Raw genomic sequence first — 13,578 nt, forward strand, 5'->3', positions numbered from 1 at the left:
CCGGCATGGATATCGAAAAAATCGGCGACGAAACGGTGGTCAACCGTTTCCGCCTTTCCGCAGAGCCGGGATACTCCGAATTCTGGCGAAGAAACAAATCCCCCATTGCGGCCTACGAGATGGCCCGACTGCTCAGCGGCATGCGCAAGGTGGCGTCCTATGTCGGTCGCAACAGCGGCACGATTATCTGGTCCGGAATGGATGCCAGCGGCGCCATTGCCATCGATCCCGCTCCGGTGATGGGACAGTATCCTGTACCGGCGATCAAAACCGACCGTATTCTGGGACTTACCATCCGCAAGGCGTATCGCAAAACCGAATGGTCCGGGCGATTTTATGAAATGGCCCAGGCCCAGGCGAAACTGCCGACCCGGTTTGCATATAAATTTCAATTGTTTTTCAATATGTGCGAGAACGTTTACCTGGACTGCTTGTCCAACCGGACCGTCTTGGGCGTTTACACCGAAGCGCACCGCGCCCATGCGATCAACACGGCTTTCGACGGGGCCTCGCATCCGCCGACCATATCGGAATTGCTCCATATCTGGTGGGGGATCGCGGCCGACCGAAGCGGTACCCAATACAAGCAACCGTATACGGACACGTCTTCCCGCGCGATTTCCAAGCAGACCAGTCTGGAAAAATTCTATAAAAAACCCATCGAGTTGTTGAACACCCTGGTGGAGCCGCTTGTGGATACGTGCCCGCGCATTCAAGGGGTTACCGAAAGGGGCAATTTCCGCGTCAATCTCTACCAGTTGCTTTGGCCCACCCTCTTTGAGATGATCAAATACTGGGCCACCGACTCAAAGGACCCCTTTCTTTTGTTGAGAAAGGTCGGGAAAAATGTGCTGGAACCGGATGGGCATGAGGACGCGCCCCCCCCACCGGTCTATTTCTCAAAGGAAATACAGAAGATCCTGCCGAAGCGGACGATCGATTTTACCGACCGCGTAAAGGAGATCGTTTTTGATGACAAGGCCGATGTGGTGCGTGTCGAAATCAACGATATTGTCATGCCGGCACAGGTTCGTATCAATAAAAAACTGCTGCATCATCTCAAGTTGGTGATCAAGACCACCGCCCAGAAAATCACCCTGTTCAACCGAGGACTGCGAACCGGCAAGATCGACCGCCGCCGTCTCTATCGCGCTCCCACGACAGGCACCATTTTTCAGACCGGAAAGGATGACTTCGAACTGGTCAACGATATCATTCTGCTCATTGATGCCACCGGCTCCATGGCGTCACAACACAAATGGGAATTTGCCGAAGAGATCTACCAAACCCTTTTTACGGCGCTCAAGTCGTACAACAAAAATGCACGGCTTTTTGCCTATAATGAATTCAAAGATGTCTGCCGGCTGACCGAACTTTATCAGCGCGATAAATTTTACAGCATTTTCCCTCACGGAAAAACAGCCTCGGGAGAGGCGATCATCGCCTCGATCCTGAGGTTCAAATCTTCCCACAAGAAACCGTTTATCATCCATCTGACCGATGGTGCCTCCAATTGGGGGTGCGGTGTCGAAAATGCGATTCGTACATGCCAGCGCAAGCGTGTCAATCTGCTGACTCTTGGCATGTGGTGTGGAAAGAAGAGCAAAGAGCAACTGATCGCCGAATATGGCAACCTGGTCCAGTTTGTCGATTCCGTCGATTCATTGCCCCTTCTGTTCAGAACCCTTTTAAATAAGAGCAAATGGAGTTAATATGCAAAAAAGCTCACTTGTAATTGAAAAAGGGGAGCGTGAACGGTTCATGCAGGAGATTCTTGACCGGGAATGGGAGATGTTCCAGGCGGTAAAAAGCGCTACCCCGGCGTCCTGCCAGGAGAGTCCGGAGACGTTTCGAAAAGTCCGCGGCAGCATTTTTCAACTGTGGCCGCGCAAGTTGATGGCCGCTTATTTGATCGAACTGACCGCCGCCAAACGGCACGGGCGGAATCTGCTTACCGAGAAATATGCCCGTATGGACAACCTGATCCCGCCGATCAACACCAACCCGGTGATCGATAAAATCGTGGCCATTGAGGCCCAATGGCAGCAGGCCATTCGCGAGCGCTATCCGGCGTTATACGCGCGCTCCTGCCGAGGGACCGATCGGACCGATGACGGGAATAACTTTTCCGTGTATCTGCGCAGCGAACTCGAAACATACGGCGATACCGCTCTGGATATATACTACGAGTGGGTCGAGATGGCCCGGCGCTCGGGAATGAACTACTCCCTGAGCATGCTGAACCACCTTGTTCTCAACAGTGGGTTTGAGAGCATTGAGGCGGCCGAGGCGTTCTGGTCAAAGGAGATCGACACTTAATGTGCTGGGGGAAGGGGGGAAGCAGATGAAATCATTGCTTGTCATTGGCGGAAGTTATTTCGCCGGCAGAGTTTTCATTGAACAGCTGTCCCCACTGGATCGTTACGACATCCATATTTTTAACCGCGGCAATCTGCCCGTCAACATCCCGGGGGTGGCGCAGATCACCGGCGACCGTGAGCGCCCTGACGATATTGAGCAGCGCATACCGGATCGGCACTGGGATGCCGTGGTCGATTTTTGTGCGTACACCCCGGCGCATATCGATTCCATGCTCAGCCATATTCCCGGAACCATCGGCCATTATATCTTCATCAGTACCACCTCGATCTATGCGCCCACGCAAACGGTGCCGATTCCCGAACAGGCGCCCAAGCTGGATGCACCGCAACCTGAGTTGGGCGAGTTTGCCGATTATGGTTATCTGAAATGGATGGCGGAACGCGTCCTTGAAAGAAAGTGCCGGTCAGAGAAGATTGACTACACCATTTTGCGTCCGGCCATTATCTATGGTCGGTACAACTATGCTCCCCGGGAGTCTTTTTTCTTCAAGCACGCCCTTACGGGCACCCCCCTGGTCGTCCCCGTTGATCCCCATATTTTTTATAGTTTCGTCTGGGTCGAGGACCTGGCCGAACTGATCATGGCCTGTCTTGAGAACCAGGCGGTGATGGGGCAGGCGTATAACGTTGCCGGTGAAGAGATGATCTCTTACCGCCGCATGGCCGATGTGATCGAAGAAATCACCGGCCGGAAACTCCAGCGACGGGCGCTGAGCATGGATGAGATCGTTCGTCAACAAGTCCCCATGCCGTTTCCACCGGACGAGCATCTTTTATATGACGGGCGCAAACTGTGCCAGACGCTCGCTTATGAACATACGCCGTTCATCATCGGCATGGCCAAAACGTGGAAGGATTATCAATGCGTGCTACGGCGCAGAAAGGTATATCAATGACGGAAAAGTTCGGTATTACGGTGAAACTGGCAACCGCCCTGGCCCGTCATACGGGCAATCAAAAGCAGATCGGCTGCAAGGTGAACGGTGAAGATGATCTCGCGTCCGTGCTGAACGATCTCGAGGACCAATTCCCGGGGATCAAAGCCAAGATCTGCAGCGCCGACGTTGATCTTCGCGACAGTATCAATGTGTATGTCAATGGGGACAATGTTCGATATCTGAACGGCCTTAAAACCGCATTGAAACAGGGCGATGTGGTCAATATTATTCCTGCCGTGGCTGCGGGATAAAAATGTTTCAAGGAGGGCAAGATGATCGTCGACAGACCCGGATCGCATTTCATTTTTGTTGTTTCCAGCGAGCATGTCCATCGTGGTTACAACTATGTTCGCTACGCGGGGAAACCGCTGACCAACGGGGAATATCTGCAATACTGGGGAAAATGGGTGTTTTTCGGAAACACGGAGACATTGGCCGATTTTGCCCGGCAGATGGACCCCTTTGTGGAGAAGAAGGTCATCCCGGCGGCAAAATATGATCGTGAGATCATTGAGGCCTTTGAACTTGGCGAATGTGTCATGTGTGTCTACTGCGATTTCAGACAGCGCGATGATGTCTGGGGCGTCCTCGAATCCATCGGGGTTGCGGACAAGATGTGGGTCTTTGAGAAGGAAACCATGGAACGGTGGATGCCGGGGGGGCACTTGCTTGAAAAATGGATCGAAGGCAAATCGCTGAGCGGGGAGGCGGCGGACAAGGTTCGCGCGGATGCCAGGCAGACCTTCGAGACGATGTTTGCCGACGAAGACGCCGAATTCAAGGGCGTGATGCAGTAAGGATCCGGCATGCACGCGTCAGATGCGGAAAAGCGATTCTCCAGGCAAACCCTATTGCCCGAGGTGGGACGGCAAGGCCAGGAAAGACTGGCCAGGGCCGCTGTTTTTCTGGTGGGGGCCGGTGGCTTGGCCTCAGCGGCCGCCTATTATCTGGTTGCCGCAGGCGTTGGCACCATCGGTATTGCCGACAGTGACCGGGTTGAGATCAGTAACCTCAACCGTCAAATCTTGCATGATGCCTCCCGTATCGGGATGACCAAGGTGGCTTCGGCCAGGCAGTGCCTGGAAACGTTTCATCCCGGGGTGACCGTTAACACCATCGCTCAGCGATTGACGTCGACGCAGGCTTTGACCACGGTGTTTGCGGACTATGACCTGATAATCGATTGTACGGACAACTTTGCCGCCCGCTATCGCATCAATGCCGCCGCGATGAAAAGTGGAACGCCGTGGATTTACGGCGCGGCCAGCGGTTTCGAAGGCCAGGTGATGACTATCGTCCCCGGCAAGGGGCCCTGTTATCGCTGCCTTTATCCCTCAAGCCCCGGAGATACCGACCGGGTGGTCCCGGTGATGGGGGTGGCACCCGGTATCGTCGGCATGGTCCAGGCTGCCGAAGCGATCAAACAAATTCTCGGCACGGGAACGCTGCTGCTGGGACGGATGCTTTTTGTGGATTTGCTGGATATGAATTTCTCTGAATTGAATATATCCCGCAACCCGAACTGCCCGGATTGTGGTCACTGAGTACAGGCCAATGCGTCAGTGATGGATGAACACTACTTGACAATTTTCAGGTTGGCTCGCGCTTTCCGTGCGGCGTCATGCTTTCTTCTTTCAAAAACGGCTCTCAGGGCGGCTCTGCAGATGACATCCGGCCTGTCTTCGGTGTGCCAATAAGAAGCTTCAAGATAGGCCATCCGAACCATTTTGGCGATGACCATTTGTGCTGAGCGAAGGTCTTTTGAATAGGCGCGCAACGGACAATAAACATTGATGCCATCGTTGTTGGTGTGCATTTCCATGAGACCGAACGTGGCATCGTCAACGACTTTATTCTGCATGATTTCTGCGGCCACCAGGCTGTCGAGTTGCGGGCCCGCATCAATATGATTTATCTGATTGATATTCATAGCATTCTCTCGGAGGTGCATGAATTCCTATCCGGAAAAATGGCCAGATACAAGATTCCGAAAAGCATTGTGATTATGGACGAACTGCCGACCACGGTATGGGGAAAAATCAAAAAGGTCGAGCTGAAACGAAAGCATAGGGAACGTTATCAATCCGTCGATCACACGTGACGGGATGTCACCGCTCTGCACAGCAAATCAACGGCATGCGAGAATTCCTGCATGAACGTCAGGGGGGGCGGTGTAGAGACGAAGAGCCAGCGAAGAAGAATGTGGGTGAAGGATCCGATGAACAGATTTCGATAGATCCGGTTGTTGACTTGCTGACGGAAAATCCCGGCGCGTTTCCCCTCGCCCAAGATCTCTGACAGCTTGCTGAAATAGTTTATAAAATATACATACGAATCGGTCCTGTAGAAATGCTTGTTCAGTTTGATATCGTTAAGGAACAGGGTTAAAAATTCATGGTTGGTGAAAAAAATGAGAAAGTGATTCCAGATGATTCGTCTCAGTTTGGTTAGCGGATCATCCAACTGGAAGGTTTGGTCAAGGTCGACTTTAAATTTTTCAAAGCGTTCCTTGGCGATGGAAAGAAGTAAATCCTGTTTATTGATGTAATACTCATAAATAGTCCCTTCGGCAACGTTGGCCTCATTGCCGATTTCCAGCATTGTGGCACCGTTAAACCCTTTTTGAGAGAAAATGGTGGTGGCGGCGTTAAGGACTGCCTTGGCTTTATCCTCCTTTTTGGTGGCGGTATGATCGACGGGGGGCGCTTCAACCATCGCCAGAACAAACGACATAATATCATCGAAATCAGGCAGCGTCGCGGTCAACTCCCTGGCCGCCAGACAAGACAGCGACTCTTCGTCCAACAGCCCGAAAATCATATCCCGCGCGACAGCAATATTCAAATCGCCACGAAAGGCCCCTTCTGCGACACCTTCCTTGAGAATGCCCGTCAAAACCCCGGCGTATTGCTTCAGGGAATTGTAACTTTCGTGTCGGTAAAACTTTTTGTTGGCTCGGCACTCCAGAAGCAGTCGCTTGACGATTCTTTCATTTCCCTGATTAAAATCGTTTGAATGCAGATGATACCAAATCATCTTGCCAAGCTTTGCCGGTGCACCGATAATTCCCTGGAACTGAAAATTGATGGCTTCGATGGACGATTTCAGATGTGCGTCCAAGGCGCAGAAAAGAAGGTCTTCCTTGTTTTTGAAATAGTGATAGATGATTGAATCAACGACACCGGCCCGGCTGGCAATCTCCGTTATCGTTGATTCACGCAAACCTTTGTCAGCAATAATTTCACTGGCAGCGCTAAGAATTTTTTGTTGTTTATTATTTTCTGCCACCCCATTCTCCTCACATGGCACAAAGCGGATATGGTCGTTTCATTCAATGGTAGAATTTTATTTTTGGGGTACCATATACCTGAGTTGTATTCAATAAATTGCAGATCAAGCGATTTTTTTGGCTCATCGCGGATTAGTGTGATTTTCCCCTATGATCAAAGTCATAGATATTTTACCCATTGATTTTACATCAAAAATTAAAACCACATGTTTGATTTTCACACTAATCCGCGATGAGCCATTTTTTTTGCACGGTTGAATTCATATCCCTTGGAGATCGTTCATAACCATCTTGGCCGCGTATTCTCAGCTGACGCTCAGGCATCGATATTGTTTTTCCGGGCAACCCAGTACCGCAGGCTCGATCGGGGAACATTGTTGTTTTTTGCAAAATCACGCTGGCTCACACTTTGTTCCCTTGTCTCAAAATCATAAACCCGTTTTGCGGTATCGCCTCGTTTCCATGATTCTTTTCCACTTGCCGCACTCAAGGATTCGTTGTATGTTGTATTCATGGCTCGATCTGGTTTTTCCTTGAAAATAAGTAAGTTGCAGCTTCCTTATTTTCTTGTATCAGATCGAGCTTAAAATGTCCCGCACTATCTCATCTTATTATACCACCGTGTAGTAGATGGGCGAATTTAAGATCAAGCCCGAATGTGGTGTCGATTTTGAAATCGTGAAAAGTGGCGACATGGTAACCGCTGTGCGACACAACCCCTCGTCGGGCCGTGCCGGCATCGACACGGCCTGACGGGTCCATTCATGAGGGAGAAGGCGATGGAAGCCATTAAAAAAATACTCCTGGCCACGGACCTGTCCGAAGATTGCAGAAATGCGTACAACTATGCATTCGATCTCGCATCGGCCCTGAACGGACAGATTGCCCTGCTCCATGTGATCGTTCCAAAACCGCTTTCGAGCCCCCTGGAAATGCGCATTAACAAGCTATTGGGCAAAGGGAGTTTTGAATCGATCATGCAGGATTACGAAAATGATGCACGCTCGGTTTTGATTGGCAAGCGTAAAGAGGTCGACATTATCAAGGATGCATTGGCCAAGTTCAGGGCTTCGCTGGCCAAATTTTCGGACAGCGTTGGGGATAAAGGGGCGGGGACGGACAATCCTCCCCCCGACGACGAAATTCTCGTCAACACCGGTGACGTCGTTGAAGAGATCCTGTCCGTGGCCGAAGAACAGAAAAGCGACCTGATCATCCTCAGCACTCATGCCCGTTCGTCGGAAGAGGCCGCCGTTTCAAAAACCGTTCAGGACGTGCTGCGACAAGCCCGGGTGCCGGTGACACTTGTTCCCCCGGTCCGTATCTAATGACCCTGGGGGCTTTTGGGCCAAGTCCTCAACACTGGCGGGTATTGCCCGCGATGATCGCGATTCGGATCAAGGTGACTTCGGCAGGATACCATAAAGCTGGGCCGAACTGCTGAACCTGACCGTTTGTGCATACCCGGAGACGGTGAATGTCAGGCTGAATAACAGGACAATCAGCGCTATTTTTCCAATACTGACCAAATCCGTTTTTTTCATGATACCCCCGCTTTTTGGTAATCCGTGGAAATCATCAAAACCGATTGTCTTGACCGATCCGCGTGCCTGACGGCACTGCGATCAATATCGTTTGCACGAGGCCGTCTGCTTTTCATGCGTCTTCTGCGTTGGGCTTTTCCACACATACCCCCACTATGCGTAAAAAAGCCCGCCTTGAATACGAATGAAAATCCGGCGCATCCTGGTATATTCTTATCCGCCAATCGCCTTAGAGGCCTCCGCTGCCCGCCGAACCATGGATTGACTTTGCCCCTGCGGGTTGGTAAACAATTCCGACTGAATTGACCCCTGTTTCGGATTTGACCATGCCAACGAAAAACAAGCTGAATCCCCTCTACCGACATCCCGACCTTGTTATTTCAGAATGCGATTTCGGCCATGGAATTTTTACCACCACTTTTCTGCCTGCAAACACAACACTTGAAGAGTGCCCTTATCTACGGATAAAAGCCGATGAATGTGCCAGTTCGCTGGACGACTATGTGTTCAATCTGGAGTCGGCCGAGGATAACGGCGAGTCGGATTACTATTCCCTGGTGCTCGGTTGGGGCAGCCTTTTCAACCATGCCGATACGCACAATACCGAATACTGGCACGATACGGAACGTGACCTGATCGTTTTTCATACCATCAAGGACGTTCCTGCCGGAAAACAGCTTTTTGTCAACTACGGGAAAGAGTGGTGGCAATCCAGGGAACTGGCCCCTGAATGAGGGCTGCCGATAAAAATATTTGTTCCCTTTTGATTGTCCTGTAAAAAAATATTGACACCCGATCAGAAACCGTTTTAATTTAACTTAACCGGCCGACCGGTCAATATCGTTTTCATCAGGAGCGTTCATTGTCAAAAAAAGTGGTAATTTGTGAAAAAGCATTGGACCTGTTCTGTGAGCGGGGATACGATAACACCCCCATGTCCCACATCGCCAAAGCGATTGGCGCAAGTAAGGCGATTCTTTACCATTATTTTTCCAACAAAGAAGAACTGCTTTTTTCCATAATCGAGTACCAGATGGAAAAATATCTTACGCCCATTCTGGATGACGCTGCACAAATCGAAGATCCTGAGCAGCGGCTGCGTTATTTCATTAAAGGGTACACCCGGCTTCTGGCCAACGACAGTCGATCACGCATCATGGTGCACGAGGCTCATCGTTTAGATCCTGAACATTCAAAAATCATCCAGGCCCGTCACAACCGATTGTATCAGCTGATTTATGACACCATTGCGGAAATGGAGGCCCAGGGCAAAGTGCGCGCCCCGCAAAAGGCATTCACCACCTTTGCCGCCATCGGCATGTGTTCGTGGACTTTTTACTGGTTCGATTACCAGCGGAAGGAATTAGCCGACCAACTGGCCGACACTTTCGCTGATTTGTTTTTCAACGGTATTTTAAACTCCTGCGGCGACACGGATTAACGAAAAACACAATCGGCCGCGAAAAGCGTTACAGTGTGGCGTAATTTTTTGGGACTTTAAGTTGACCGGTCGGCCGGTCATGTTTTTTGCGGGATAGTGCAAACATGGCTGTTCAGGTCGTCCGTTAGATGATGCATTGATGGACGCCGTTTTTTTATGAACGGAATCCATCCCTATATTTTATGAAAGCAATAACCGATCAGAAGTCATAGGAAATTGGGTATCTGGCGGAAATCATGGCAAGGAGGGATGATGGACAGATATGCGTGTTGGCAACAGGTATGGCCGGAAGGGGTTCCACAAAACATAGAGGCAGACAAACCGTTTACCGAGTATTTCAGGGACCGGGCAACCGAGCGACCGGATGCCGTGGCCATCTACTTTTATGGCTATGAGATCGACTATGCGACGCTGAATCGCAAGATCGATCAATTTGCCAATGCTTTGATCGACCGGGGATTGAACAAAGGCGATCGGGTCGGTGTTTTTCTGCAGAACAGCCCCCATTACGTGATCAGTTTCTTCGGGGTTATCCGTGCCGGTGGCATCGTGGTCAATCTCAACCCCATGTTCAAAGCCATGGAACTGGATCCGATCATCGAAAAAACCGGGATCGAGACCATCATCGTTCAGGACAGCCTATTCGCGGAACTGAACAAAACAATCAATCTTCCCTCCTCCGAGCGGGTTATTGTGGCCCGGCTGTCCGACTATATTCCGGAAAATCCGCAGTTTTCCCCGCCGCCCGAGGCACTGGGCACCAACGAATCCTTTCCCGGAACCGTCGATTTCCAGGAATTGATCGCCTCGGGGAAGCCGGAATCGGTGTGCCGTATTGATGATATGGATGCGGATCTGGCCATGCTCCAGTTGACCGGCGGCACCACAGGCGTGCCCAAGGCGGCCATGATCAGCGTACGCGCCTTCACCCTGGCCGTTTTGATCAACCGGGCTTGGTACCGTTTGACGACAGCGGATACCAGCCTCGGGGTGGCGCCGTTCTTCCACATCATGGGACTGCAGGCGACCATGGTGCCGTGCCTGGTGTCGGGTTGCACCCTGTTGGTGATTACCCGTTTTGATCCGCAGACGATCGCCAGGGTCATCGCCGAGCGGGGTTGTTCGGTCTGGGTGGCGGCCCCCACCATGCTGACCGACCTGGTCAACATGCCGGAGATAGAGGGATTCGACTTCTCTTCCTTAAGGGTCATCGTTACCGGTGGTTCGCCGATTTCGCTCAGCCTACAGCAGCGCATTAAAGCACTGGCGCCCAACAGCCAACTGGGTGAGGGTTACGGTATGACCGAGATCCTCGCCTCGGGCGGCGTGCATACCCCGCTTGGCCGATGGAAAGAGGGGTTTTGTGGGATTCCCATGATCAACGACCTTAAAATCGTTGATCTTGAAATGGGGGAAAAGGAGATGCCACCCAATCAAGAAGGCGAAATTGTCATCAAAGGATCCACGGTCATGCAGGGATACTGGAACCAGCCGGAGGAAACCCGGGACGTCTTCCGCGACGGTTGGTTCTATACCGGCGACATCGGTTTTTTGGATGAAGAGGGCTATCTGAAAATTGTCGACCGAAAAAAGGAGTTGATTCTCTGCTCCGGATTCAATGTCTATCCCAGCGACCTGGAGAACATCATGAGCCGCCATCCCGCCATCCTCGAAGTGGCCGTGATCGGCGTTCCCGATGATTACCGGGGAGAGTCGCCCAAGGCAATTGTGATTTTGAAAGATGAGTATCAGGACAAGGTCACGGAAAAGGACATCGTTGATTGGTGCCGGGAAAACATGGCTTCCTACAAGCGCCCCCGGGAAGTTGAATTCCAGCAAGCCCTGCCCAAGTCCGGTGCGGGTAAGATATTAAAAAGATTGCTGAACTGATTGTTCATAAAGATTTAGCAGAAAAGCATCAAGGAGGTAAAATGGGTGTAACTATTTCCAATCATAGTGAACATGTCCGTATTCTGCGCATCGACCGGCCACCGGTCAATGCGCTGGACAATCCGACAATGGAAGCCTTTGGCGAAGCGGTGGACACGGCCATGCAGGACAGCTCCGTTCGTGTGATTGTGGTAACCGGTGCAGGAGAAAAAGCTTTTGCTGCCGGTGCGGACCTGGATGAACTGGCGGTCTGTGACCCCGAAGGCGGGAAGAAGCTGGTCAGCGGGGTCAAGACGATCATGGGCAAGCTCAGGCAAGGCACCAAACCGGTGATTGCGGCCATCAACGGCCTGGCAGCCGGCGGCGGTCTCGAACTGGCCATGTCCTGCGACATCCGCGTTGCCGATGGGCGGGCCGGACTTGGGTTGCCGGAAGTGACCCTGGGGGTTCTGCCCGGCTCCGGGGGTACCCAGATGCTGCCGCGCCTGATCGGCGTCGGCAGGGCACTCGACATGATGCTTTCCGGTAAAATCATCAGCGCGGAAGAGGGTTTCCGGCTGGGTTTGATCGATTTGGTGGCTGGTGAGGCCGGTGCACTGGCCGACGCGTTGGCCATGGCGGAAAAGCTGTCCGCCAACGCTCCCCTGGCCATGGCGGAGATCAAGGCCTTGGCTTATGCGACCCTGTCACAACCATTGGCGCAGGGCTTTGAGATGGAGACCGACGGTTTTGGTCGGCTTTGTGAAACCCAGGATCGGGACGAGGGGATTGCCGCGTTCAAATCCCGGCGCAAAGCGGTTTTTCAAGGAAAATAATGGAATTATAGAAGAAAAGGAAAGAGAGATATGACGATGGATACAAATATTCCGGTAATTGTGTCGGCGGTGAGAACGCCCATTGGCGTTTTTGGCGGATCCCTTAAATCGGTCCTCCACGAGCAGTTGGCCGTGCCGGTATTGAAGGAAGTTTGCGAGCGGGTGGATTTCTCCAAGGATTTGGTCGACGATGTCTATTGGGGCACCGTCATGGTTCGCAGTGATGAGAACGGCCTGGCCCGGGGGGCGGTGCTGAAAGCCGGATACCCGGATCGGGTGACTACCGTTCAGGTCAACCGCGCCTGCTGCTCCTCCATGGAGGCCATCCGGATTGCGTCCATGGAAATCCGGTTGGGCGAGTCCCAGGCGGTGGTGGCCGGCGGCGGGGAGAGCATGAGCAATGTCTCCTACAGCATCAAAAATGCCCGCTGGGGACTGGGCTGGCGCCACCAGGAACTGTCCGATGGCGTTTATGATGGATTGTTCGACCATCACACCGGCCTGATCATGGGCATGACCGCGGAAAATGTGGCCGAGAAATATGGAATCACCCGGGAAATGCAGGACGAATTTTCCTACACCAGCCAGATGCGGGCCAAGAAAGCCCTGGAGACCGGGCGTTTCAAGGATGAGATCGTGCCGATCGTCATCCCCGGCAAGCGAGGCAAGCCGGATAAGATTGTCGACACGGATGAACACCCCAAGCCGCAAACCACGCTGGAGGAGTTAAGCCAGCTGAAGCCGGCATTCAAAAAGGACGGCAGCGTCACCGCCGGCAATGCTTCGGGTTTGAATGACGGCGCCAGCGCGGTGCTGGTGCTTTCCAAGGCCATGGCCGACCAGTACCAGATGAAACGCCAGTGGCGCGTGGTCGGATCCGCGGCCATCGGCGTGGATCCCACGATGATGGGCATCGGTCCCATCGACGCCGTCCGCAAACTGTTCAAGCAGACCGGGTACACCATCGACGATATCGAATTGTTCGAAATCAACGAGGCCTTTGCCGCCCCTAGCGTGGCTGTGGAAAAAGAGTTGGGATTGAACCGCGACATCGTCAACGTCAATGGCAGCGGAATTGCCCTGGGGCATCCCATCGGCGATACGGGTTGCCGGATCGTGGTCAGCCTGATTCATGAGATGGAAAAGCGGGGACTCAGCCGGGGCCTGGCCTCTTTGTGCGGCGGTGGCGGTCATGGGCAGGCCATTATCATCGAACGGGTGGAATGATCACGGCAATCACGAATCAATTGAGAATCCGCCGGGAATGTCACCGGCCGGCA

16 protein-coding genes are annotated in these 13,578 nt (G+C 52.5%); 13 read left to right on the plus strand and 3 right to left on the minus strand.

All coding sequences use genetic code 11. The annotated features are described in order from the left end of the window. Nucleotides 1–5 precede the first annotated feature (5 nt). The 6 genes from GN112_RS33080 to GN112_RS33105 are packed head-to-tail and all read left to right on the plus strand — an operon-like array spanning nt 6 to nt 4,863. Complete coding sequence (locus tag GN112_RS33080; RefSeq protein WP_155314009.1) at nt 6–1,712, plus strand: vWA domain-containing protein; 1,707 nt, start codon at nt 6–8, stop codon at nt 1,710–1,712. Between the two features lies 1 nt (nt 1,713). Then, a complete protein-coding gene (locus GN112_RS33085) occupies nt 1,714–2,319 on the plus strand; it encodes a DUF4125 family protein (protein ID WP_155314010.1) in 606 nt (201 codons plus the stop codon). 25 nt (nt 2,320–2,344) lie between these two features. Beyond that, nucleotides 2,345–3,277 carry an NAD-dependent epimerase/dehydratase family protein gene (locus GN112_RS33090; RefSeq protein WP_155314011.1) on the plus strand — a complete coding sequence of 311 codons (933 nt, stop codon included), beginning with the start codon at nt 2,345–2,347 and terminating at the stop codon, nt 3,275–3,277. Further along, nucleotides 3,274–3,570, plus strand: a complete 297-nt coding sequence (locus GN112_RS33095; RefSeq protein ID WP_162459235.1) for a ubiquitin-like small modifier protein 1 — start codon at nt 3,274–3,276, stop codon at nt 3,568–3,570. The genes GN112_RS33090 and GN112_RS33095 overlap by 4 nt, the downstream gene beginning before the upstream one ends. Nucleotides 3,571–3,591: 21 nt before the next feature. Continuing rightward, nucleotides 3,592–4,116, plus strand: a complete 525-nt coding sequence (locus tag GN112_RS33100; RefSeq protein WP_155314013.1) for a hypothetical protein — start codon at nt 3,592–3,594, stop codon at nt 4,114–4,116. A gap of 9 nt (nt 4,117–4,125) precedes the next feature. Continuing rightward, entirely contained in the window at nt 4,126–4,863 is a 738-nt protein-coding gene (locus tag GN112_RS33105) for a HesA/MoeB/ThiF family protein (protein ID WP_155314014.1), read from the plus strand. Nucleotides 4,864–4,895: 32 nt separating this feature from the next. Here GN112_RS33105 and GN112_RS33110 read toward each other — a convergent pair whose 3' ends face one another. Together GN112_RS33110 and GN112_RS33115 are read right to left on the minus strand one after the other, a co-directional pair. Next, nucleotides 4,896–5,249 (minus strand): hypothetical protein, encoded by a 354-nt coding sequence (locus GN112_RS33110; RefSeq protein WP_155314015.1) that lies wholly within the window; start codon nt 5,247–5,249, stop codon nt 4,896–4,898. Nucleotides 5,250–5,410: 161 nt separating this feature from the next. Beyond that, nucleotides 5,411–6,607 carry a TetR/AcrR family transcriptional regulator gene (locus GN112_RS33115; RefSeq protein WP_155314016.1) on the minus strand — a complete coding sequence of 399 codons (1,197 nt, stop codon included), beginning with the start codon at nt 6,605–6,607 and terminating at the stop codon, nt 5,411–5,413. 631 nt (nt 6,608–7,238) lie between these two features. Here GN112_RS33115 and GN112_RS35020 point away from each other — a divergent pair. Together GN112_RS35020 and GN112_RS33120 are read left to right on the plus strand one after the other, a co-directional pair. Beyond that, nucleotides 7,239–7,361, plus strand: coding sequence for a hypothetical protein (locus GN112_RS35020; RefSeq protein ID WP_269434965.1), 123 nt, complete (start codon nt 7,239–7,241; stop codon nt 7,359–7,361). Between the two features lie 26 nt (nt 7,362–7,387). Beyond that, complete coding sequence (locus GN112_RS33120; RefSeq protein ID WP_162459237.1) at nt 7,388–7,936, plus strand: universal stress protein; 549 nt, start codon at nt 7,388–7,390, stop codon at nt 7,934–7,936. A gap of 69 nt (nt 7,937–8,005) precedes the next feature. Here the strand turns inward: GN112_RS33120 and GN112_RS33125 are convergent, their stop codons facing one another. Continuing rightward, nucleotides 8,006–8,152: a hypothetical protein gene (locus GN112_RS33125; RefSeq protein ID WP_155314018.1), complete on the minus strand. Its 147-nt coding sequence runs from the start codon at nt 8,150–8,152 to the stop codon at nt 8,006–8,008. Nucleotides 8,153–8,478: 326 nt separating this feature from the next. Between GN112_RS33125 and GN112_RS33130 the strand changes: the two genes are divergently transcribed. The 5 genes from GN112_RS33130 to GN112_RS33150 all read left to right on the plus strand — a co-directional run bounded on the left by GN112_RS33130 (nt 8,479) and on the right by GN112_RS33150 (nt 13,525). Continuing rightward, complete coding sequence (locus GN112_RS33130) at nt 8,479–8,886, plus strand: SET domain-containing protein-lysine N-methyltransferase (RefSeq protein ID WP_155314019.1); 408 nt, start codon at nt 8,479–8,481, stop codon at nt 8,884–8,886. Between the two features lie 128 nt (nt 8,887–9,014). Further along, a complete protein-coding gene (locus GN112_RS33135) occupies nt 9,015–9,593 on the plus strand; it encodes a TetR/AcrR family transcriptional regulator (protein ID WP_155314020.1) in 579 nt (192 codons plus the stop codon). 252 nt (nt 9,594–9,845) lie between these two features. Beyond that, a complete protein-coding gene (locus tag GN112_RS33140; RefSeq protein WP_162459238.1) occupies nt 9,846–11,483 on the plus strand; it encodes a class I adenylate-forming enzyme family protein in 1,638 nt (545 codons plus the stop codon). A gap of 41 nt (nt 11,484–11,524) precedes the next feature. After that, on the plus strand, nt 11,525–12,298 hold the full coding sequence (locus GN112_RS33145; protein ID WP_155314022.1) for an enoyl-CoA hydratase/isomerase family protein: 774 nt from the start codon (nt 11,525–11,527) through the stop codon (nt 12,296–12,298). Nucleotides 12,299–12,328: 30 nt separating this feature from the next. Then, nucleotides 12,329–13,525, plus strand: a complete 1,197-nt coding sequence (locus GN112_RS33150) for a thiolase family protein (protein ID WP_197743454.1) — start codon at nt 12,329–12,331, stop codon at nt 13,523–13,525. Nucleotides 13,526–13,578 lie beyond the last annotated feature (53 nt).

The organism is Desulfosarcina ovata subsp. ovata (assembly GCF_009689005.1).
In the GTDB taxonomy this organism is placed as follows: Bacteria; Desulfobacterota; Desulfobacteria; order Desulfobacterales; family Desulfosarcinaceae; genus Desulfosarcina; species Desulfosarcina ovata.